This is a genomic window from Streptomyces sp. NPDC058671 (assembly GCF_042716475.1).
Lineage (GTDB): Bacteria > Actinomycetota > Actinomycetes > Streptomycetales > Streptomycetaceae > Streptomyces.
In genome coordinates this window covers 1-20,694 of the sequence record NZ_JBHXSA010000003.1, presented here as the reverse complement: position 1 = coordinate 20,694, position 20,694 = coordinate 1, and the positions used below count along the sequence as shown (strand labels likewise).

Genomic DNA, 20,694 nt, shown 5'->3' with positions numbered 1-20,694 from the left:
CCCTCCGCCGCGCACGGGGGACTCCGGAGTGCGCGCTCAGGCCTTCGGCGTGCGACGCCACTGGCCGCGCTGGGTGCGCCACAGCAGCTTCTGCGCGTACAGCGTGAGGATCCCGGCCAGCATGATCCCGAAGAGGTTGAGCAGGAGCTGCTCGATCGACCCCCACATCTGGCCCACCTCGCCGTAGCTCAGCGCCACGGCCGCGTTCGCGGCCGCCGGGACCGTCGTCACCGAGATCGCCACCCCCACCAGGGCGCCGGACTTCGCGGACGTCAGCGAGAGCATGCCCGCCGCGCCCGCGAGCAGCGCCACGACGAACGAGAACGGGTCCGGCTGCCAGATGAAACTGGTGTTGGGGCGTTCCGCGTCCAGCCGTTCCTTGGTGAACAGGTCGAAGGCGTCCATCCCCAGACTGAACAGGGTCGTCACCGCGATCGCCGCCGCGAAGCCGACGAGCAGCGCGATCAGCGACCGCCCCGCAAGCTTCGGAGCGCGCCGCACCACCGCCGTACACACGCCGGCGAGCGGGCCGAACTCCGGGCCGACCGCCATCGCGCCCACGATCAGGACCGCGTTGTCCAGGACGACACCGCAGGCCGCGATCATCGTCGCCAGGACCATGAACGCGCAGTACGTGACCGAGAGCGACGACTCCTCGTGGGTCGCCTCCGTCAGCTGCTCCCAGAGCACGGCGTCCGCGGCCTCGCCCGGCGCCTCCTTCTCGGCCGCGTCCGCGCGCTTGGAGAGGGAGAGATCGATGTCGCCGACGGCGATCGACCCGTCCTGGTCGATCCTCAGCTCACGCAGGCCGCTGAGGAGTTCGTCGCCCGCCTCACGGGCCACGTCGCACATCACGACGTCACCCGCGGGGTCCCGGGCCGCGCCCGGCAGCACCACCAGATGCGTGGTGCCGACCGTCGACTCGATCAGCTTGACCGCGGTCTGGGTGCTTTCGGGCGGGACGATCATCCGGAGATGCAGCATGCGGAAGAGCTTACGGACGGCCGGGGCCTGTGGAAGGTCAGAGCTTGCGGAGGCTCAGCCGCTGCACCTTGTGGTCGGAGCCCTTGCGGACCACCAGGGTCGCCCGGCCGCGGGTCGGGGCCACGTTCTCCAGGAGGTTCACCTTGTTGATGGTGCGCCACATGGTGCGGGCGTAGTCGAGGGCCTCCTCCTCGGAGACCTGCGTGTACCGCTGGAAGTACGAGGACGGGTTCTGGAACGCGGTGTCGCGCAGCTTGCGGAAGCGGTTCAGGTACCAGCGCTCGATGTCCTCGGGGCGCGCGTCCACGTACACCGAGAAGTCGAAGTAGTCGGCGAGACCGACCCGCGTCCGCCCGTCCTTGCCGGGGAGCGCCGGCTGGAGGACGTTCAGCCCCTCCACGATCAGGATGTCCGGGCGGCGGACGACGAGCCGCTCACCGGGCACGCGGTCGTAGATCAGGTGCGAGTAGACCGGCGCCGTGACCTCCTCCTTGCCCGCCTTGATGTCCGCGACGAACCGGGTCAGGGCCCGGCGGTCGTACGACTCGGGGAAACCCTTGCGGGCCATCAGGCCCCGCGCCCTCAGCTCCTCCATCGGGAAGAGGAAGGCGTCCGTGGTCACCAGTTCCACGCGGGGGTGCTCCGGCCAGCGGGCGAGCAGGGCCTGCAGGAGCCGGGAGACCGTCGACTTGCCGACGGCCACCGAACCGGCGACCCCTATGACGAAGGGGGTGCCGCGCTGCTCCGCGTTCTCGCCGAGGAAGGTGTTGAGGGCGCCGCGCAGACCGCTGGTGGCCTGCACGTACAGGTTGAGCAGCCGGGACAGCGGCAGGTAGATGTCCCGTACCTCGTCGAGGTCGATGACATCCCCGAGCCCGCGGAGCCGCTCCACCTCGTCGGCGGTGAGCGGCAGCGGCGTCTTGTCCCTCAGGTCGCTCCACTCGGCCCGGGTCAGGTCGACGTAGGGGGTCGCCTCGGAGGGACGGCGGGGGGAGGAGCCGTTGCCGGGGGCGCCGTTGCCGGGGGGGCCGTTGCCGTGGGCGGGGCCGGCCCCGTCGGGGCTTCGTGGCGGCGAAGTGATCACACGGCCATTGTCGGGGGTCCGGGGCCGGTCGTGGGTCTCCGCGGGTCGTGGGGTGGGTCACGCGGAAACGGTGGAGGGTCCGGCGCCGGGTGCCTCCGGGGGGCCGAGGGGCCGGCGCCGGGTGCTCCCTGCGGGCCGAGGGTCCGGCGCCGGTCGCCGACGCGTACCCGTCGAACCCCGCCGACTCCGGCCCTCCGGGCGCCATCCGCCCTACGCTTCCGTCATGTGTGGAATCGTGGGATACGTCGGCGGGCAGTCGGCGCTTGATGTGGTGGTCGCGGGCCTCAAGAGGCTCGAATACCGGGGCTACGACTCGGCCGGGGTCGCGGTGCTCTCCGACGGAGGGCTCGCCTCGGCCAAGAAGGCGGGCAAGCTCCTCAATCTGGAGAAGGAGCTGGTGGAACGGCCGCTGGCCGACGGGTCCGTGGGCATCGGCCACACCCGCTGGGCCACCCACGGCGGGCCGACCGACGCCAACGCGCACCCGCACCTCGACAACGCCGGACGGGTCGCCGTCGTCCACAACGGCATCATCGAGAACTTCGCCGCGCTGCGCGAAGAACTCGCGGACCGTGGTCACGACCTGCTCTCCGAGACGGACACCGAGGTCGTCGCGCACCTCCTCGCCGAGGAGTTCTCCTCCGTCGGCGACCTCGCCGAGGCCATGCGGCTCGTCTGCCGGCGGCTCGACGGGGCGTTCACCCTGGTCGCCGTGCACGCCGACCAGCCGGACGTGGTCGTCGGCGCCCGCCGGAACTCGCCGCTCGTCGTCGGCGTCGGCGAGGGCGAGAACTTCCTCGCCTCCGACGTGTCCGCCTTCATCGCCCACACCCGCTCCGCCGTCGAGCTCGGCCAGGACCAGGTCGTCGAGCTGACCAGGGACGGCGTCACCGTCACCGAATTCGACGGCACACCCGCCGACGTACGGGCCTACCACGTGGACTGGGACGCCTCCGCCGCCGAGAAGGGCGGCTACGACCACTTCATGCTCAAGGAGATCGCCGAGCAGCCCAAGGCCGTCGCCGACACCCTCCTCGGCCGGATCGACGGCACGGGACGGCTCACCCTCGACGAGGTGCGCATCCCCGCCCACGTGCTCCGCGAGGCCGACAAGGTCGTCATCATCGCCTGCGGCACCGCCTTCCACGCGGGACTCATCGCCAAGTACGCCATCGAGCACTGGACCCGCATCCCCTGCGAGGTCGAACTCGCCAGCGAGTTCCGCTACCGCGACCCCATCCTCGACCGGCGCACCCTCGTCATCGCCATCTCCCAGTCCGGCGAGACCATGGACACCCTGATGGCGCTCCGGCACGCCCGTGAGCAGGGCGCGAAGGTCCTCGCCGTCTGCAACACCAACGGCTCGACCATCCCCCGCGAGTCGGACGCCGTGCTCTACACCCACGCCGGGCCCGAGGTCGCCGTCGCGTCCACGAAGGCCTTCCTCACCCAGCTCGTCGCCTGCTACCTCCTCGCGCTGTACCTGGGGCAGGTGCGCGGCACCAAGTGGGGCGACGAGATCCACGCCGTCGTCCGGGAGCTCGCCCGCATCGGCGACGAGGTCGAACGGGTCCTCGCGACGATGGAGCCGGTCCGCGCCCTCGCCCGCTCCCTCGCCCACAAGGACACCGTCCTCTTCCTCGGCCGCCACGTGGGCTACCCCGTCGCCCTCGAAGGCGCCCTGAAGCTCAAGGAACTCGCGTACATGCACGCCGAGGGCTTCGCCGCAGGAGAGCTCAAGCACGGGCCGATCGCGCTCATCGAGGAGGACCTGCCGGTGGTCGTCGTCGTGCCCTCGCCCAAGGGCCGGTCCGTCCTCCACGACAAGATCGTCTCCAACATCCAGGAGATCCGGGCACGCGGGGCGCGGACCATCGTCATCGCGGAGGAGGGCGACGACGCCGTCGTCCCGTACGCCGACCACCTCATCCGGATCCCGGCCACGCCTACGCTGCTCCAGCCGCTGGTCTCCACGGTGCCGCTCCAGGTCTTCGCCTGCGAGCTCGCCACCGCGCGGGGCAACGAGGTGGACCAGCCGCGCAACCTGGCCAAATCCGTGACCGTGGAGTGAGTGGGAAATGATCATTGGGGTGGGGATCGACGTGGCGGAGATCGACCGTTTCGCCGCGTCGATCGAACGGACGCCTGGGCTGCTCCAGCGCCTCTTCGTCGAACGGGAACTGCTGCTCCCCAGCGGTGAGCGGCGCGGGCCTGCGTCCCTCGCGGTGCGGTTCGCCGCGAAGGAGGCGCTCGCGAAGGCGCTCGGCGCGCCGGGCGGGCTGCACTGGACGGACGCCGAGGTGTACGTCGAGGGCACCGGCCAGCCACGGCTGCGGGTGCGGGGGACGGTGGCGGCGCGGGCGGCGGAACTGGGCGTGAAGACCTGGCACGTCTCGCTCAGCCACGACGCGGGGGTGGCGTCGGCGGTGGTCATCGCGGAGGCGTGACGGGGTGCGGGGGCGGGCGGGAAAGGGTCGTCGAGCCGCGTGCCCGGGGGGGCGGGTGGGGTGGGGGCGTCGAGCCGCGTCCCCCCGGGGCGGCGAGTGGGGTGGGGGCGTCGAGCCGCGTCCCCCGGGCGGGCCGGGCCGGTGGTCCCGGGGGCGTCGACCCGCGCCCCCCGGGGTGGCGGGTGGTCGCGGGGACGTCGTCCCGCTTCCCCCGGCAGGCGCCTGACGACTGCGGCAGACTGCTGACCATGCGAACCGCTCACCGCGTGGAGACCGTACGGGCCGCCGAGGCCGCTCTCAAGGCCCGGCTGCCCGAGGGCGCCCTCATGGGGCGGGCCGCCGCCGGACTCGCCGCCGCCTGCTGCTCGCTCCTCGGCAAGGGGCGGGTGTACGGGGCGAGGGTCGTCCTCCTCGTGGGCAGCGGCGACAACGGCGGCGACGCCCTGTACGCCGGCGCCCGGCTCGCCCGGCGCGGCGCGGGGGTCACCGCCGTCCTGCTCGGCGCCCGCGCCCACGAGGGCGGGCTCGCGGCCCTCGCGGCGGCGGGGGGCCGGGTCGCGGACGATCCGTTCGAGCCGCTCGCCGTCGCCGACCTCGTCCTCGACGGCATCACCGGCATCGGCGGGCGGGGCGGGCTCCGGCCCGACGCCGTACCCGTCGCCAGGGCCGCGCGGGGCTCCGACGCCGTCGTCGTCGCCGTCGACCTGCCGAGCGGAGTCGACGCGGACACGGGCGAGGTGCCGGGGGAGGTGCTACGGGCGGACGTGACCGTCACCTTCGGCACGTACAAGCCGGGGCTGCTCGTCGACCCCGGACGGGAGTACGCGGGCGCGCTGCGGCTCGTCGACATCGGACTCGGCGACGAACTGCCGGGCGTGCCCGTGGTGGAGGCGCTCCAGCACCAGGACGTGGCGCGGCTGCTGCCCGTGCCCGGCGCGGGGAGCGACAAGTACCGGCGCGGCGTCCTCGGTGTGGTCGCCGGCTCCGCCCGCTACCCCGGGGCGGCGGTCCTCACCGTCGCGGGGGCGCTGCGGGGCGGGGCGGGGGCCGTGCGGTACGTCGGGCCCGCCGCGGACGCGGTGATCGCCCGGCACCCGGAGACCCTCGTCCACGCGGGGCCGCCGGCCGCGGCGGGCCGGGTCCAGGCGTGGGTGGTCGGCCCCGGGCTCGGCGACGGACCCGGTGTGGCGGAGGTCCTCGCCTCGGACGTTCCGGTCCTCGTGGACGCGGACGGGCTGCGGGGCCTGGACCCCGCTCTGGTACGGGCCCGCCCGGCGCCGACGCTCCTCACCCCGCACGCGGGAGAGGCGGCGGCGCTGCTCGGCGTGGCCCGTGAGGAGGTGGAGGCGGGGCGGCTGGCGGCGGTACGGGAACTGACGGGGCGGTTCGGGGCGACGGTGCTGCTCAAGGGCTCGACGACGCTGGTGTACGGGCCGGAGGGCGGCCCCGTAAGGGTGAACCCCACCGGCACCGGCTGGCTGGCCACCGCCGGCAGCGGTGACGTCCTCTCGGGCCTCGCGGGCTCCCTCCTGGCGGCGGGCCTGCCCCCGGTGGACGCGGCCTCGTGCGCCGCGTACCTCCACGGCCTGGCGGCCCGACGGGCCTCGGAGGGCCGGGGACCGGTGACGGCGTCGGAGGTGGCGGGGGCGCTGGGCGGGGCGTGGCGGGACGTGAGCGAGGCCGGGTAGTCCCCTTCGTGCTCGGGACCCCACCCCACCCACCCCTTCCCGAAGCCCTGCCGGGGGCGGGCGGACAAGCTTCCCCAGGGGACTCCGTCCCCGAGCCTGGCGGGACGGGGCCGTGCCGGGACTCCGTCCCCGGGGCCGCGGGGGACTCCGTCCCCGAGCGTGGCGGGCCGGGCGGGCCGTGCGGCGGGGGACTCCGTCCCCGAGCCCGGGCGGCGCCCGCTTCGGGGCGCCTGGGCCGGGCAGGCCGTCCCAGGGTGCCTCCGCCCCGGGCCTCCCTGCCTCCGAGGTACGCGGGGCGTTCGTCCAGCGGCGTCGGTCGGGCGGCTCGCCGTCCCCGACGGCCCCGGTCCGGGGCCCTCGGGAGTCGGCAAGGCGTTCGTCCCGGGCCGTCGGTCGGGCGGCTCGCCGTCGCCGACGGCCCTGGCGCGGGGTGGCAGGGAGTCGGCACCTGAGAGACTGGGCGCGATGACTGAGACACCGCTGCCCCGCAGAGCCCGTGCCGAGATCGATCTCGGTGCGTTGCGTGCGAATGTCCGCACGCTGCGCGCCCGTGTGGGCCCCCATGTCCGGGTGATGGCGGTGGTGAAGGCCGACGCGTACGGGCATGGTGCGGTGCGTTGTGCCCGTGCCGCTCTGGAGGCGGGTGCGGACTGGCTGGGGACGGCCACTCCGCAGGAGGCGCTGGCGTTGCGTGCGGCGGGGATCACGGGTGTGCCGCTGATGTGCTGGCTGTGGGCGCCGGGGGATCCGTGGGACCGGGGTATCGAGGCGGGTCTCGACATGTCGGTGAGCGGGATGTGGGCGCTGGCGGAGGTGGTGGAGGCGGCGCGCCGTACGGGGGGGACGGCCCGTGTGCAGCTCAAGGCGGACACCGGGCTGGGGCGCAACGGCTGCCAGCCGGCCGACTGGCCGGAGCTGGTGGAGGCCGCGCTGAAGGCGGAGGCCGACGGCCTGGTCAGGGTCACCGGTCTGTGGTCGCATCTGGCCTGTGCGGACGAGCCGCGCCATCCCTCGATCGCCGCCCAGCTCGACGTCTTCCGTTCGATGCTCGACCTGGCCGAGCGGGCGGGTGTCGTGCCCGAGGTGCGGCACATCGCGAACTCGGCGGCGGCCCTGACCCTTCCCGAGGCGCACTTCGACATGGTCCGGCCCGGCATCGCGGTGTACGGCATCTCGCCGAGCCCCGACCTGGGGACCGCCGCCGGGCTGGGGCTGCGGCCGGTGATGTCGCTGAAGGGGAGTGTCGCGCTGGTCAAGCGGGTCCCGGCCGGGCACGGGGTCGGCTACGGGCACCACTACGTCACCGAGGCGGAGACGACCCTGGGGCTGGTGCCGCTGGGGTACGCCGACGGTGTTCCCCGGCATGCCTCGGGCCGTGGCCCGGTGCTCGTCGGCGGCACGGTGCGCCGGGTCGCGGGTCGGGTCGCCATGGATCAGTTCGTCGTCGATCTGGGCGGGGAGGAGCCGGGGGCGGGTGCCGAGGCCGTGCTCTTCGGCCCGGGCGACCGGGGCGAGCCGACCGCGGAGGACTGGGCGGTGGCGGCCGACACCATCGCGTACGAGATCGTCACCCGGATCGGCGCGCGCGTCCCGCGCGTGTACCTGGGCGAGTAGGGGGGCCGACGTGGGCGAGGCGACCGGTACCAGCAGCTGGCGGCGCGCCGGGTTCGCCGGCGCCGCGATCGGCGTCCTGGCCGCGGGTGCGGCCGCCGGGGTCGCCGTCGAGCGGCTCACCGTGGGCCGTTCCGTACGCCAGAAGGCGCGGCTCGCCCTCGACTCCACCGGCCCGTACGGCGGTGTGCGCGGGACCCCGGGCCGGGCCCTCGCCGACGACTCGACGGTCCTGTACTACGAGGTGGACGAGGTCGAGGCGGACGCGCCGCCCGCCCGTCGCCGCAGGCTCTTCGGGCGCAAGGAGCCCGCGCCCGTCACCGTCGTCTTCAGCCACGGCTACTGCCTCAACCAGGATTCCTGGCACTTCCAGCGGGCGGCGCTGCGCGGTCTCGTCCGTACCGTCTTCTGGGACCAGCGCGGTCACGGCCGCTCCGGCCGGGGCGTCTCGCAGTCCGGTCCCGCCGCGGTGCCCGTGGCCATCGACCAGCTGGGCCGCGACCTGCGGGCCGTCCTGGACGCCGCCGCGCCGGAGGGTCCGGTCGTCCTCGTCGGGCACTCGATGGGTGGCATGACGATCATGGCGCTGGCCGACCGGTACCCGGAGTTCGTCCGGGACCGGGTCGTCGGCGCCGCTTTCGTGGGCACCTCGGCCGGGAAGCTGGCGGAGGTGTCGTACGGCCTGCCGATCGCCGGCGTCAACGCCGTCCGCCGGGTCCTGCCGGGGGTGCTGCGGGCGCTCGGCGCCCAGGCGGAGCTGGTGGAGCGGGGCCGCAGGGCGACCGTGGACCTGTTCGCCGGGCTGATCAAGAAGTACTCGTTCGCGTCGAGGGACGTGGATCCGGCGGTCGCCCGCTTCGCGGAGCGGATGATCGAGTCGACCCCGATCGACGTCGTCGCCGCGTTCTACCCGGCCTTCGCCGAGCACGACAAGACGGCCGCCCTGCCCGTCTTCCGTGACGTGCCGGTGCTCGCGCTCGCCGGGGACCACGACCTGGTGACCCCCAGTTCCCACACCGAGGCCATCGCGGACCTGCTCCCGGACGCGGAGCTCGTCATCGTCCCGGACGGCGGCCATCTGGTGATGCTGGAGCACCCGGAGGTGGTCACCGACCGCCTCGCGGACCTGCTCGTACGGGCGGGGGCCGTCCCTGAGGCGGCGGCGACGACGTGCACGGCGGAACCGGACCCGCGCAACGGATAAATTGGCGGGTATGGAAGCAGCGCACCCGCCCGTCTCCGGCGCCACCCTCTCCGTCGACTCCCCCCAGCAGATGCAGGAGCTCGGCCGCAGCCTCGCGAAGATCCTCCGCCCCGGCGACCTCGTCATGCTCACCGGCGAGCTCGGCGCCGGCAAGACCACCCTCACCCGGGGCCTCGGCGAGGGGCTCGGGGTGAGGGGCGCCGTCACCTCCCCGACCTTCGTCATCGCCCGCGTCCATCCGTCCCTGGTCGGCGGCCCGGCCCTGGTGCACGTGGACGCGTACCGCCTCGGCGGCGGTCTCGACGAGATGGAGGACCTCGATCTGGACGTCTCCCTGCCCGAGTCGGTGATCGTCGTCGAGTGGGGTGACGGCAAGGTCGAGGAGCTGACCGACGACCGGCTGCACCTCCTGATCCACCGGGTGACCGGCGACACCGACGACGACCGGCGCACGGTCGTGCTGCGCGGGATCGGCCGGCGCTGGGCCGACGAGGACCTGGGCGCGCTCTGATCGATCCGGACGGCCGGGTACGTAGATTCCGACAACGTGTCGGGAAGGTGTTGCGCCGTTCGTACGTGCCGTGGTCACATGGAGGCACAGACTGGTTAGGTGAACCTAACCTACGGGAGGCATGCATGGCGAAGCCCGAGCGCGCGGACCACACCGGGGACAACGTCTCGATGAGTGACCTGCTGGCGTCCTGCGCGGCCGCCCGCACCCTCTCCACGCCACCTCGGAACCGGCAGCCGGAGCAGGCCGCGGGGGACCGGCGGGACGAGCCCGCCGACGTGCGGCACGAGGCCGCCTGAGACGCCCGCGACCCGGGCGGACGGCCGACCACCGCCGCCGCCCCGCTGCGGGCTGCCACCGCCGGCCGCCGCTACGGGCTCAGGCGACGACGACGACCTTCGCGCCGATCACCGCGAACATCCACAGCGCGTCGCCGTCGGCCCGCTTCATCCGGATGCCGCCCGTCTTCTTCGTCGGGTCCGGGCTCGGCGTCGAGCCGTCGACCGCCGCGCTGAAGCCGATCGCCACGTCCTGGGCCGTCGCGAACCGCACCACGTGCTCGATCTGCACGCCGTCCGAGCCCCGGACCGAGCCCGAGCGTGAGGTCACGGCGTACGCCCCGGGCGCCGGATCGACCGTGCTGGGCATCACCGTGAACGTACGGGTCGCCTTGCCCTTCTTGTCGACCAGCCACACCCTGCGGTCGGAGAGCGAATAGACGACCCGCTCACCGGTGCCCGAGTTCGCCGGTACGGCGAGGGGGTTCGCGGCCGGCTGCCGGGGGCCGCCGCTCGGCGAGATCGACGGCGCGGCGGTGCTCGGCGTCCGCGGCTTCTGCGCGAGATCGGCGGGGACGTTGGCCGAGGCCTGGTACGCGAGGAAGGCGACGGCGGCGACCGCCGCCGCCGTGAGCCCGGCCACGAATCCCGAGCTGCTCCGTGCCACCGTGCCCACCTCTCGTACGAACGTATCGAAGGGTGACGGTAGCAGCCGGGGGAGCGGTGGGCCGGGCACCGTGCCCGGGAGCCGTAGGCTGTTCGCGTGCTGTTGCTCGCCTTGGATACCGCCACCCCCGCCGTCACCGTCGCCCTCCACGACGGCGAGGCCGTCATCGCCTCGTCGAGCCAGGTCGACGCCCGCCGCCACGGGGAGCTGCTGCTGCCCGCCGTCGACCGGGTCCTCAAGGAGGCCGGGCTGACGCTCGACGCGGTCACCGGCCTCGTCGTCGGTGTCGGCCCCGGCCCCTACACCGGCCTCCGCGTCGGCCTCGTCACGGCCGCGGCCTTCTCCTCCGCCCTCGGAACGCCGGTCCACGGACTGTGCACCCTCGACGGCCTCGCGTACGCCTCCGGGATCGACGAGCCGTTCGCCGTCGCCACGGACGCCCGGCGCAAGGAGGTCTACTGGGCGCGCTACGACGACTCCCGTACGCGGGTGACCGACGCGGCCGTCGACCGGCCCGCCGACATCGCCGAACGGCTCACCGGCCTGCCCGTCGTCGGTGCCGGCGCCCGCCTCTACCCGGACGCCTTCCCCGACGCCCGCGACCCCGAGCACCAGTCGGCGGCGGCGCTCGCCGGGCTCGCCGCGGAGAAGCTGGCGGCCGGCGGGGACGGGTTCCTCGACCCGCTGCCGATGTACCTGCGCCGCCCCGACGCGCAGGTGCCGAAGAACTACAAGGTGGTCACACCCCAGTGACCGGGGCCGTGGAGCTGCGCGAGATGCGCTGGTGGGACATCCCGCCGGTGCTGACCCTCGAGGACGAGCTGTTCCCCGAGGACGCCTGGTCGGCGGGGATGTTCTGGTCGGAGCTCGCGCACGCGCGCGGACCGCGCGCCAGCCGCCGCTACCTCGTCGCCGAGGACGCGGACGGACGGCTCGTCGGGTACGCCGGGCTCGCGGCGGCCGGCGGACTCGGCGACGTGCAGACCATCGCCGTCGCCCGCGACCAGTGGGGCACCGGTCTCGGCGCCCGGCTCCTCACCGACCTGCTGCAGCACGCCACCGCCTTCGAGTGCGACGAGGTCCTCCTCGAAGTGCGCGTGGACAACACCCGGGCCCAGAAGCTCTACGAGCGCTTCGGCTTCGAGCCCATCGGTTTCCGGCGCGGCTACTACCAGCCCGGGAACGTGGACGCCCTCGTGATGCGACTGACCGTTCAAGGAACCGAGACCGAGATCTGATGTCCGTACCGACCCATGGCTGGAATGACTGATGGCTGCTGACGAACCCCTCGTACTCGGCATCGAGACCTCCTGTGACGAGACCGGCGTCGGCATCGTCCACGGGACCACGCTCCTCGCCGACGCCGTCGCGTCCAGCGTCGACACCCACGCCCGCTTCGGCGGCGTCGTCCCCGAGATCGCCTCCCGCGCGCATCTGGAGGCGATGGTCCCGACGATCGAGCGCGCCCTGAAGACGGCCGGGATCTCCGCCAAGGACCTCGACGGCGTCGCCGTCACCGCGGGCCCCGGTCTCGCGGGCGCGCTGCTCGTCGGCGTCTCGGCCGCCAAGGCCTACGCGTACGCCCTCGGCAAGCCCCTCTACGGCGTCAACCACCTCGCCTCGCACATCTGCGTCGACCAGCTGGAGCACGGCAAGCTGCCCGAGCCGACGATGGCCCTGCTCGTCTCGGGCGGCCACTCCTCGCTGCTGCTCTCCGCCGACATCACCTCCGACGTGCGCCCCCTGGGCGCCACCATCGACGACGCGGCGGGCGAGGCCTTCGACAAGATCGCCCGCGTGCTCGACCTCGGCTTCCCCGGCGGACCGGTCATCGACCGGCTCGCCAGGGAGGGCGACCCGGCCGCCATCGCGTTCCCGCGCGGCCTGAGCGGCTCGCGGGACCCCGCGTACGACTTCTCCTTCTCCGGCCTCAAGACCGCCGTGGCCCGCTGGATCGAGGCCAAGCGGGCGGCCGGCGAGGACGTGCCGGTACGGGACGTGGCCGCGTCCTTCCAGGAGGCCGTCGTCGACGTGCTCACCCGCAAGGCGGTCCGGGCCTGCAAGGACGAGGGCGTCGACCACCTGATGATCGGCGGCGGTGTCGCCGCCAACTCGCGTCTCCGGGCCCTCGCCGAGGAGCGCTGCGAGCGGGCCGGCATCCGGCTGCGGGTGCCGCGCCCCGGCCTGTGCACGGACAACGGCGCCATGGTCGCGGCCCTCGGCTCGGAGATGGTCGCCCGCAACCGGCCGGCCTCCGACCTGGAACTCTCCGCGGACTCCTCGCTTCCGGTGACGGACCCGCACGTGCCGGGGGCGTCCCACGATCACGATCACGTGCACGAGGTCAGCAAGGAGAACCTGTACTCGTGACCACCGTGACGCTCATGTGGGAGGCGCGGGCCGCCCAGGGCCGGGGCGCCGAACTCCTGGAGTGGGCCAGGGCCCAGGTCCTCGCCCGCGAGCCGCAGCGCCGGGAGATCCTCCGCGCGCCCCAGGACCGGGTCCTCGTCCTCACCTGGTGGGAGGCGGCGGCCTTCGACGCGGAGTTGCCCGAGCTGGCGGAGCCGGACGCGGAGCTGATCGCCCGTCCGGTCCACCGCTGGCGTTTCGAATCGGTGGAATAGTCGATTCCCGGGCAACCTTTCGACCGGTGCGGGCATCCCACCACGTGTGAAGAAGAAGATCGCGCTGTGGGCCGCCCTCACCGCCGTCGCCCTGCTGGTGACCGGCTGCGCGGCGGAGGACCCCGACGCACCCGCTCCGAGGACGCCGTCGGCGCGCGGGGACGCCCCGTCGGCGGGGACGGGTGCCGGGGACAAGGCGCCCGGCGCCCCTGACCGGGCGGCCGCGTACCGCAAGTGGGGGCTCAAGCCCTTCGCGGCGCCGCCCGCCCCGCCCGCGACCAAGCCGGTCGTCCGGCCGCCCGGCGGGCCGGTCCCCGTCATCAGCGACATCCCCACCACCGAGAAGATCGTCTTCATCACGATCGACGACGGGGCGGAGAAGGACCCCGAGTTCGTCACGATGATGAAGGACCTCGATGTCCCGGTCACGATGTTCCTCACGGACGCGGCCATCCGCGGCGACTACGCGTACTTCGCCCCGCTCGTCGCCCAGGGCCACGGGCTCGCCAACCACACCCTGACCCACCCGAACCTGCGCACCCTGTCCCAGGACGCCCAGCGTCGGGAGATCTGCGGTCAGCAGACGAAGCTGACGAAACGGTTCGGCACGGCCCCGCGCCTCTTCCGCCCGCCCTACGGCAACTGGAACGAGGCCACGCGCGCGGCGGCGGCGGAGTGCGGCGTGGACGCGATCGTGCTGTGGCGGGAGTCCATGCAGATCAAGAACATGCAGTACCAGCGCGGCGACCGGAAGCTCCACCCCGGCGACATCATCCTGGCCCACTTCCGGGGCCCGTCCGAGCTCAAGGGCCGCACGATGACGGAGATGACGGCCACGATGCTGCGCCGCATCCAGGAACAGGGCTTCACGGTGGCGCGCCTGGAGGACTACGTCTAGGGCCTTGCCCGGGACGCCCGGAGATTTCTCCGGGCGTGGTGTCGATGCGGGTCCGGCCCGTTCGACGTATGTGTGGACGGCGGGGAACGGCCCCGCCACCGCACCCCCGAGGAGTCGTCATGCCCCGCTTCCTGTCCCTCGTCCGCATCGAGGAGAACACCATCGACATGGAGAGCGCCGACCCCGGCTTCGAGGAGCGCATGGGCGCGCTCTTCGAGGAGATCGGCAAGGCCGGCGCCATGGTGGACACGGCCGGGCTCAGGCCTACCGCCGAGGCCACCCGGATCACCTGGTCGGACGGGAAGCTGTCGTACACCGACGGACCGTTCACCGAGACCAAGGAGGTCGTCGGCGGCTACGCCATGCTCCAGTGCAAGGACATGGCCGAGGCCGTCGAGTGGGGGAAGCGCTTCCTGGCCGTCCACCCGCCGCAGTGGAAGGTCGGCCTGGAGGTCCGCGAGGTCGAGGAGATGCCGGAGGGCTGACCCCGGGTGTGCTGTCATGGGAGGCGTGACGCCGGACAGCACACTGGAGACGGTCTTCCGCATGGAGTCGGCGCGGATCGTCGCCACGGCGGCGCGCATCGTCAGGGACGTCGGCATCGCCGAGGAGATCGCCCAGGACGCCCTCGTCGCCGCCTTGGAGCAGTGGCCGCTGACAGGGGTCCCGGAGCGGCCGGGAGCCTGGCTGACGGCCACCGCCAAACACCGCGCCGTCGACCTCGTGCGGCGGCGCGAGACGTACGCGCGGAAGCTCGCCGAGGTGGGCAGGACGCTCACCGAGGAGGCGTACGACCCCGAGCCCCCGGGCCCCGGTGACATCGACGACGACGTGCTGCGGCTGATCTTCACCGCCTGCCATCCGGTGCTCTCCGCCGAGGCGAGGGCCGCGCTGACCCTGCGGCTCGTCGGAGGGCTCCGCACGGACGAGATCGCCCGCGCCTTCCTCGTACCGGAGGCCACCCTCGCGGCGCGCATCACCCGCGCCAAGCGGACGCTCGCGAAGGCGGGCGTCGCCTTCGAGGTGCCGTACGGGGAGGACCGGGCGGCGCGGCTCGGTTCCGTCCTCGAAGTGATCTACCTGATCTTCAACGAGGGGTACGCGGCGACGACGGGCGACGACCTGCTGCGGCCGGGGCTCTGCGAGGACGCGCTGCGGCTCGCCCGGACCCTCGCCGCCCTCGCGCCCCGGGAGGGCGAGGCGCAGGGCCTGGCCGCCCTTCTGGAGCTCCAGTCCTCCCGGACGGCGGCCAGGACCGGACCCGACGGCCAGCCGGTGCTGCTCGCCGCGCAGGACCGGCGGCGCTGGAACCGGCTGCTCGTCCTGCGCGGGTTCGCCGCCCTGGAGCGGGCCGGTGACGGGCGTACGTACGGGCCGTACGCCCTCCAGGCCGCCATCGCCGCCTGCCACGCGCGGGCCCCCTCGTACGACGAGACCGACTGGGCGACCATCGCCGCGCTGTACGGGCGGCTGGGCGTCCTCGCTCCCTCCCCGGTCGTCGAGCTGAACCGCGCGGTCGCCGTGTCGATGGCCGAGGGCCCCGAGGCGGCCCTCCCGCTCGTCGACGCCCTCTCCGCCGCGCCCGGCCTGGCCGGATATCACCTGCTGCCGAGCGTGCGGGGCGACCTGCTGGCCCGGCTCGGGCGTGAGGCGGAGGCGCGGGCGGAGTTCGAGCGGGCCACGGCCCTCACCCGCAACGAGGGCGAGCGGGCGCTGCTGCGGGCGAAGGCGCGGGCGCTCGGGGGCGCGTAGGGGGGCGCTCGGCCGGGGTCACCGACGGGCGGCCGGGTGGCCGATCAGCATCGTCGGGGCGCCGGCCACCCGCGTGAGCAGGACCGTCGCCGCGTTCGGGCCCTTCGGCCTCACCCTGCGGCGGATCTCCTCGGGCTCCACCGCGGAGCCGCGCTTCTTCACCGTCAGGGTGCCGACCTCCCGTTCCCGCAGCAGGGCCTTCAGCTTCTTCAGGTTGAACGGGAGTTCGTCGGTGATCTCGTAGGCGGCGGCGTACGGGGTGGGGACGAGCGCGTCCGCCGTGACGTACGCGATCGTCGCGTCGATCAGGCCGCCTCCCACCTCCTCCGCCACCTCGGCGACCAGGTGCGCGCGGATGACGGCGCCGTCCGGCTCGTAGAGGTAGCGGCCGACCGGGCGGACCGCCGGGTCGGGCAGGCCCCGGCCGGCGAGGGCCGCGCCCGAGGGTAGCAGGGTGGCCCGGCGGGCGCCCGGCTCCGTACCGAACCAGAGGACCGCCTCCTTGACGTCCCCGCCGTCCGAGATCCACTCGGCCTCGGCCTCCTCGGGCACCGCCTCGTGCGGGATGCCCGGAGCCACCTTCAGGGCCGCGTGCGGGGCCCTGCGGGCCGCCTGGACCGCCCAGGACAGGGGCGGGGAGTACGCCTCCGGGTCGAAGACGCGGCCCCGGCCGCCGCGCCGCGCCGGGTCGACGAAGACCGCGTCGTACGGCGCGGTGTCGATGTCGGTGACGTCCGCGCACCGCACCTCGATCAGCTCCGCGAGGCCGAGCGCCTCGGCGTTGGCGCGGGCGGCCTCGGCGGTCAGCGGGTCGCGGTCGACGGCGAGGACGGAGATCCCGGCGCGGGCCAGGGCGATCGCGTCGCCGCCGATCCCCGAGCAGAGGTCGGCGACGCCGCGGACGCCGAGCGCCTTCAGCCGGGCCGCCCGGTGGGCGCCGACCGAGGCGCGGGTCGACTGCTCGACGCCGTTCGGGGTGAAGTACATCCGGTACGCGTCCTCCGCGCCGAACTTGGCGACCGCCCGCTGCCGCAGCCGTGCCTGCCCGATCGCCGCCGTGACCAGCTCCGCGGAGTGGTCGCGGCGCAGCCGGGAGGCGACCGCCAGTTCCCGGGCGGGGTCGTAGTCGCGCAGGGCGGTGAGGAGGGTCTGACCCTCGGGGCCGAGCAGGGGGGCGAAGGAGGCGAGGTCGGTCACCCGTCCCATTGTGGGCCCTGCGGTGGTGTGGGCCGGCCGGGGGACGCGGGGTGCGGTACGGCGGTGTCGTGGCCGGGAACGGGCGTCCGCGCTGACAGGATGCGGCGCGATACGACTCGTACGACAAAAGGAAAATATGATGGCAAAAGGTGTGCGCCGTTCGTCCCGGGTGCTCGGGGCCGCCCTCGTCGTCGCCGCCCTCGCCTCCGCCGCCACGGCCTGCGGGGACGGCACCGAGCCGGCCAAGGGCGCCCCCGCTCCCGCCGCCGGCCAGCAGGCCCAGGGGCAGAAGGCGTCCGGCGCGATCGCGGCGTACGTCGAGAAGGTCCGCGCGCAGCGCGCCGCCCGGGTGGTCGCCGCGAGGAAGTGGGGCCTCGCCCGGACCCCGCTCGACGCGCCCGCCCCGCCCGCCGTGAAGCCGCGGATCACCACCCGCAAGGGCTTCGAGACGGCGGGCGAAGGCCTGCCGCCCGTCTTCACCACCGTGCCGACCAAGCAGAAGATCGTCTTCCTGACGATCGACGACGGCGCCGAGAAGGACCCCGCCCTGCTGCGGATGATGAACGAACTCCGGATCCCCTACAGCGCCTTCATCAGCGACTACGTCGTCAAGGACGACTACGGGTACTTCGCCCGGATGCAGAAGTCCCAGGAGGGCGGGGTCTCCCTGCACAACCACACCCTCAACCACCGGTACCTGCCGGGGCTGTCGTACAGCCAGCAGAAGCGCGAGATCTGCGGCATGCAGGACGTCATCGAGAAACGATTCGGCAAGCGCCCCCCGCTCTTCCGCCCGCCGTACGGCAACTACAACGAGGACACCCTGCGCGCCGCCAGGTCCTGCGGCGTCAAGGCGGTCCCGCTGTGGGCGTCCGAGGCGTTCCCCGACCACATGGAGTGGCGCGAGTGGGACCGGGACCTGCACCCCGGCGACATCGTGCTCACCCACTTCCGGGGCAAGGACGACTGGAAGGGGACCATGCCCGACATGATCCGCCGGGTGATGAACGTGATCACGGCCAAGGGGTACGCGGTCGCCAAGCTGGAGGACTACGTATGAGCCGCGCGCCGTCCCGGACGCGGCGGTCGGTGGCCGGAGCGGTGCTGGCCGTCGCGCTCCTCGCCGCCACCGGGTGCGCCTCGGCCGTGGACCCGCTCGAACGGCTCGGGCGGAAGGCGGCGGAGCGGGTGGGACCGGCGCAGACGCGGGACGCGACGACGGTCGCGGAGCAGGGTGCCGCGGGCGTCCGGGACTCGAACTCGCGTGCGGAACCCTGAGGTCCGGGACGCCGTTCTCCTGCCGGGACCGGAGCGCCACATCGCGCGTCATTGGCACTCCGCTTGACCGAGTGCTAATCGCGGTCATAGTCTCGGCTCTGGCACTCCCCACCGGAGAGTGCCAACACAGCGACGGGCAGGTCCGGCACCCGCGACGACGGATCCACCTGGTCGCCACCTCAGACAGTCAACCCCGTGATCTCCGAAGGGGGAGGTCGGATCGTGACGACCACCAGCTCCAAGGTTGCCATCAAGCCGCTCGAGGACCGCATCGTGGTCCAGCCGCTCGACGCCGAGCAGACCACCGCCTCTGGCCTGGTCATCCCGGACACCGCCAAGGAGAAGCCCCAGGAGGGCGTCGTCCTTGCCGTGGGCCCGGGCCGCTTCGAGAACGGCGAGCGCCTGCCGCTCGACGTCCAGACCGGCGACATCGTGCTGTACAGCAAGTACGGCGGCACCGAGGTGAAGTACAACGGCGAGGAGTACCTCGTCCTCTCGGCTCGCGACGTGCTCGCGATCGTCGAGAAGTAATTCACCGAAGTACCGAAGTACCGACGTACGAGCACTGAACCAGATGCTCAGAGCTGCGCCCCGAGGCCCCTTCCAGGCGCCCCGGGGCGCGGTTCGTTCCACCCTATTCCGAGAGGGCTGAACCGCTCCCATGGCGAAGATCCTGAAGTTCGACGAGGACGCCCGTCGCGCCCTTGAGCGCGGCGTCAACAAGCTTGCCGACACGGTGAAGGTGACGATCGGCCCCAAGGGCCGCAACGTCGTCATCGACAAGAAGTTCGGCGCCCCCACCATCACCAACGACGGTGTCACGATCGCCCGCGAGGTCGAGCTCGACGACCCGTACGAGAACCTCGGCGCCCAGCTGGTGAAGGAGGTGGCGACCAAGACCAACGACATCGCGGGTGACGGCACCACCACCGCCACCGTGCTGGCCCAGGCCCTGGTCCGCGAGGGTCTGCGCAACGTCGCCGCCGGCGCCTCCCCGGCCGCCCTGAAGAAGGGCATCGACGCCGCCGTCAAGGCCGTCTCCGAGGAGCTCCTCGCCACCGCGCGCCCGATCGAGGACAAGTCCGACATCGCCGCCGTCGCCGCGCTCTCCGCGCAGGACCAGCAGGTCGGCGAGCTCATCGCCGAGGCGATGGACAAGGTCGGCAAGGACGGTGTCATCACCGTCGAGGAGTCCAACACCTTCGGCCTGGAGCTCGACTTCACCGAGGGCATGGCCTTCGACAAGGGCTACCTGTCCCCGTACATGGTCACCGACCAGGAGCGTATGGAGGCCGTCCTCGACGACCCGTACATCCTGATCAACCAGGGCAAGATCTCCTCGATCCAGGACCTGCTGCCCATCCTGGAGAAGGTCATCCAGGCCGGCGCCAGCAAGCCGCTCCTGATCATCGCCGAGGACGTCGAGGGCGAGGCCCTGTCGACCCTGGTCGTGAACAAGATCCGTGGCACCTTCAACGCCGTGGCCGTCAAGGCCCCCGGCTTCGGCGACCGCCGCAAGGCGATGCTCGGCGACATGGCCACCCTCACCGGTGCCACCGTCATCGCCGAGGAGGTCGGCCTCAAGCTCGACCAGGCCGGTCTCGACGTGCTCGGCACCGCCCGCCGCGTGACCATCACCAAGGACGACACCGTCATCGTCGACGGTGGCGGCAAGTCGGAGGACGTGCACGGCCGCGTCAACCAGATCAAGGCCGAGATCGAGTCCACGGACTCCGACTGGGACCGCGAGAAGCTGCAGGAGCGCCTCGCGAAGCTGGCCGGCGGCGTGTGCGTGATCAAGGTCGGCGCCGCCACCGAGGTGGAGCTGAAGGAGAAGAAGCACCGTCTGGAGGACGCCATCTCCGCGACCCGCGCCGCGGTCGAGGAGGGCATCGTCTCCGGTGGTGGCTCCGCGCTCGTCCACGCCGTCAAGGTCCTCGAGGGCAACCTCGGCAAGACCGGCGACGAGGCCACGGGTGTCGCGGTCGTCCGCCGCGCCGCCGTCGAGCCGCTGCGCTGGATCGCCGAGAACGCCGGCCTCGAGGGCTACGTCATCACCTCGAAGGTGGCGGAGCTCGACAAGGGCCAGGGCTTCAACGCCGCGACCGGCGAGTACGGCGACCTGGTCAAGGCCGGCGTCATCGACCCGGTGAAGGTGACGCGCTCCGCCCTGGAGAACGCCGCCTCGATCGCCTCCCTCCTCCTCACCACCGAGACCCTCGTGGTGGAGAAGAAGGAAGAGGAGCCGGCGGACCACGGCCACGGTCACGGTCACGGCCACTCGCACTGACGCCGACCGGTGATCGCTGATCACCGAGGCTCGTAGCTGATCACCGAGGCCCGGTGCCCCCCGCGCGGGGGCCCCCGGCCGCCGGGTGGACGTGATATAGCGGTACAAACCCGCCCCCGCGCCCCGCCCGGATCTTATAAAAAAAATAACCAGGCCACCAAAATAATTTTTTTTAAAAAAG

The 20,694-nt window shown here is 73.1% G+C and carries 22 protein-coding genes; 18 read left to right on the top strand and 4 right to left on the bottom strand.

Translation table 11 applies throughout. The features are described 5' to 3' along the window. Positions 1-36: 36 nt before the first annotated feature. Entirely contained in the window at positions 37-984 is a 948-nt protein-coding gene (locus tag ACFWV2_RS04395) for a DUF389 domain-containing protein (protein WP_384401552.1), read from the bottom strand. 37 nt (positions 985-1,021) lie between these two features. Then, a complete protein-coding gene (gene coaA, locus ACFWV2_RS04390) occupies positions 1,022-2,068 on the bottom strand; it encodes a type I pantothenate kinase (protein ID WP_384401549.1) in 1,047 nt (348 codons plus the stop codon). Positions 2,069-2,291: 223 nt separating this feature from the next. Here coaA and glmS point away from each other — a divergent pair, with 223 nt between their 5' ends. The 7 genes from glmS to ACFWV2_RS04355 all read left to right on the top strand — a co-directional run bounded on the left by glmS (position 2,292) and on the right by ACFWV2_RS04355 (position 9,828). After that, positions 2,292-4,139, top strand: a complete 1,848-nt coding sequence (gene glmS, locus ACFWV2_RS04385) for a glutamine--fructose-6-phosphate transaminase (isomerizing) (protein WP_384401546.1) — start codon at positions 2,292-2,294, stop codon at positions 4,137-4,139. A gap of 7 nt (positions 4,140-4,146) precedes the next feature. Next, complete coding sequence (locus ACFWV2_RS04380) at positions 4,147-4,515, top strand: holo-ACP synthase (RefSeq protein WP_384401543.1); 369 nt, start codon at positions 4,147-4,149, stop codon at positions 4,513-4,515. A 248-nt stretch (positions 4,516-4,763) separates the two neighbouring features. After that, entirely contained in the window at positions 4,764-6,203 is a 1,440-nt protein-coding gene (locus tag ACFWV2_RS04375) for an NAD(P)H-hydrate dehydratase (RefSeq protein ID WP_384401540.1), read from the top strand. Between the two features lie 465 nt (positions 6,204-6,668). Continuing rightward, positions 6,669-7,817 carry an alanine racemase gene (gene alr, locus ACFWV2_RS04370; protein ID WP_384401537.1) on the top strand — a complete coding sequence of 383 codons (1,149 nt, stop codon included), beginning with the start codon at positions 6,669-6,671 and terminating at the stop codon, positions 7,815-7,817. Positions 7,818-7,827: 10 nt separating this feature from the next. Next, positions 7,828-9,018 (top strand): alpha/beta fold hydrolase, encoded by a 1,191-nt coding sequence (locus ACFWV2_RS04365; RefSeq protein WP_384401534.1) that lies wholly within the window; start codon positions 7,828-7,830, stop codon positions 9,016-9,018. Between the two features lie 10 nt (positions 9,019-9,028). Next, positions 9,029-9,529: a tRNA (adenosine(37)-N6)-threonylcarbamoyltransferase complex ATPase subunit type 1 TsaE gene (gene tsaE, locus ACFWV2_RS04360; RefSeq protein ID WP_384401531.1), complete on the top strand. Its 501-nt coding sequence runs from the start codon at positions 9,029-9,031 to the stop codon at positions 9,527-9,529. Between the two features lie 125 nt (positions 9,530-9,654). Continuing rightward, positions 9,655-9,828 (top strand): hypothetical protein, encoded by a 174-nt coding sequence (locus ACFWV2_RS04355; protein ID WP_384401528.1) that lies wholly within the window; start codon positions 9,655-9,657, stop codon positions 9,826-9,828. 79 nt (positions 9,829-9,907) lie between these two features. Here the strand turns inward: ACFWV2_RS04355 and ACFWV2_RS04350 are convergent, their stop codons facing one another. After that, positions 9,908-10,450, bottom strand: a complete 543-nt coding sequence (locus ACFWV2_RS04350; protein ID WP_384402456.1) for a hypothetical protein — start codon at positions 10,448-10,450, stop codon at positions 9,908-9,910. Positions 10,451-10,570: 120 nt separating this feature from the next. Between ACFWV2_RS04350 and tsaB the strand changes: the two genes are divergently transcribed. The 7 genes from tsaB (at position 10,571) to ACFWV2_RS04315 (ending at position 15,748) form a co-directional block, all read left to right on the top strand. Next, positions 10,571-11,227 (top strand): tRNA (adenosine(37)-N6)-threonylcarbamoyltransferase complex dimerization subunit type 1 TsaB, encoded by a 657-nt coding sequence (gene tsaB / locus ACFWV2_RS04345; RefSeq protein WP_384401525.1) that lies wholly within the window; start codon positions 10,571-10,573, stop codon positions 11,225-11,227. 23 nt (positions 11,228-11,250) lie between these two features. Then, positions 11,251-11,712 (top strand): ribosomal protein S18-alanine N-acetyltransferase, encoded by a 462-nt coding sequence (gene rimI, locus ACFWV2_RS04340; protein ID WP_384402453.1) that lies wholly within the window; start codon positions 11,251-11,253, stop codon positions 11,710-11,712. 31 nt (positions 11,713-11,743) lie between these two features. Then, positions 11,744-12,844 carry a tRNA (adenosine(37)-N6)-threonylcarbamoyltransferase complex transferase subunit TsaD gene (gene tsaD / locus ACFWV2_RS04335; RefSeq protein WP_384401522.1) on the top strand — a complete coding sequence of 367 codons (1,101 nt, stop codon included), beginning with the start codon at positions 11,744-11,746 and terminating at the stop codon, positions 12,842-12,844. Positions 12,845-12,858: 14 nt separating this feature from the next. Beyond that, on the top strand, positions 12,859-13,098 hold the full coding sequence (locus ACFWV2_RS04330; protein WP_384402450.1) for a hypothetical protein: 240 nt from the start codon (positions 12,859-12,861) through the stop codon (positions 13,096-13,098). A gap of 46 nt (positions 13,099-13,144) precedes the next feature. Then, positions 13,145-13,996: a polysaccharide deacetylase family protein gene (locus ACFWV2_RS04325; protein WP_384401519.1), complete on the top strand. Its 852-nt coding sequence runs from the start codon at positions 13,145-13,147 to the stop codon at positions 13,994-13,996. A 119-nt stretch (positions 13,997-14,115) separates the two neighbouring features. Further along, positions 14,116-14,481, top strand: a complete 366-nt coding sequence (locus ACFWV2_RS04320) for a YciI family protein (protein ID WP_384401516.1) — start codon at positions 14,116-14,118, stop codon at positions 14,479-14,481. Between the two features lie 16 nt (positions 14,482-14,497). Next, positions 14,498-15,748: an RNA polymerase sigma factor gene (locus tag ACFWV2_RS04315; RefSeq protein ID WP_384401512.1), complete on the top strand. Its 1,251-nt coding sequence runs from the start codon at positions 14,498-14,500 to the stop codon at positions 15,746-15,748. Between the two features lie 18 nt (positions 15,749-15,766). Here the strand turns inward: ACFWV2_RS04315 and ACFWV2_RS04310 are convergent, their stop codons facing one another. Then, the gene (locus ACFWV2_RS04310) at positions 15,767-16,954 is read right to left on the bottom strand and encodes a methyltransferase domain-containing protein (RefSeq protein WP_384401509.1); all 1,188 of its coding nucleotides are present in this window, start codon (positions 16,952-16,954) and stop codon (positions 15,767-15,769) included. Positions 16,955-17,084: 130 nt separating this feature from the next. Between ACFWV2_RS04310 and ACFWV2_RS04305 the strand changes: the two genes are divergently transcribed. From ACFWV2_RS04305 to groL, 4 genes are all read left to right on the top strand, one after another. Beyond that, positions 17,085-18,005, top strand: a complete 921-nt coding sequence (locus tag ACFWV2_RS04305; RefSeq protein WP_384401506.1) for a polysaccharide deacetylase family protein — start codon at positions 17,085-17,087, stop codon at positions 18,003-18,005. Then, the gene (locus ACFWV2_RS04300) at positions 18,002-18,223 is read left to right on the top strand and encodes a hypothetical protein (RefSeq protein WP_384401503.1); all 222 of its coding nucleotides are present in this window, start codon (positions 18,002-18,004) and stop codon (positions 18,221-18,223) included. Before ACFWV2_RS04305 ends, ACFWV2_RS04300 begins: the two co-directional genes overlap by 4 nt. Before the next feature lie 222 nt (positions 18,224-18,445). Then, positions 18,446-18,754 (top strand): co-chaperone GroES, encoded by a 309-nt coding sequence (gene groES, locus ACFWV2_RS04295; protein ID WP_073810087.1) that lies wholly within the window; start codon positions 18,446-18,448, stop codon positions 18,752-18,754. Between the two features lie 130 nt (positions 18,755-18,884). After that, positions 18,885-20,513 (top strand): chaperonin GroEL, encoded by a 1,629-nt coding sequence (gene groL / locus ACFWV2_RS04290; protein ID WP_384401500.1) that lies wholly within the window; start codon positions 18,885-18,887, stop codon positions 20,511-20,513. Positions 20,514-20,694 lie beyond the last annotated feature (181 nt).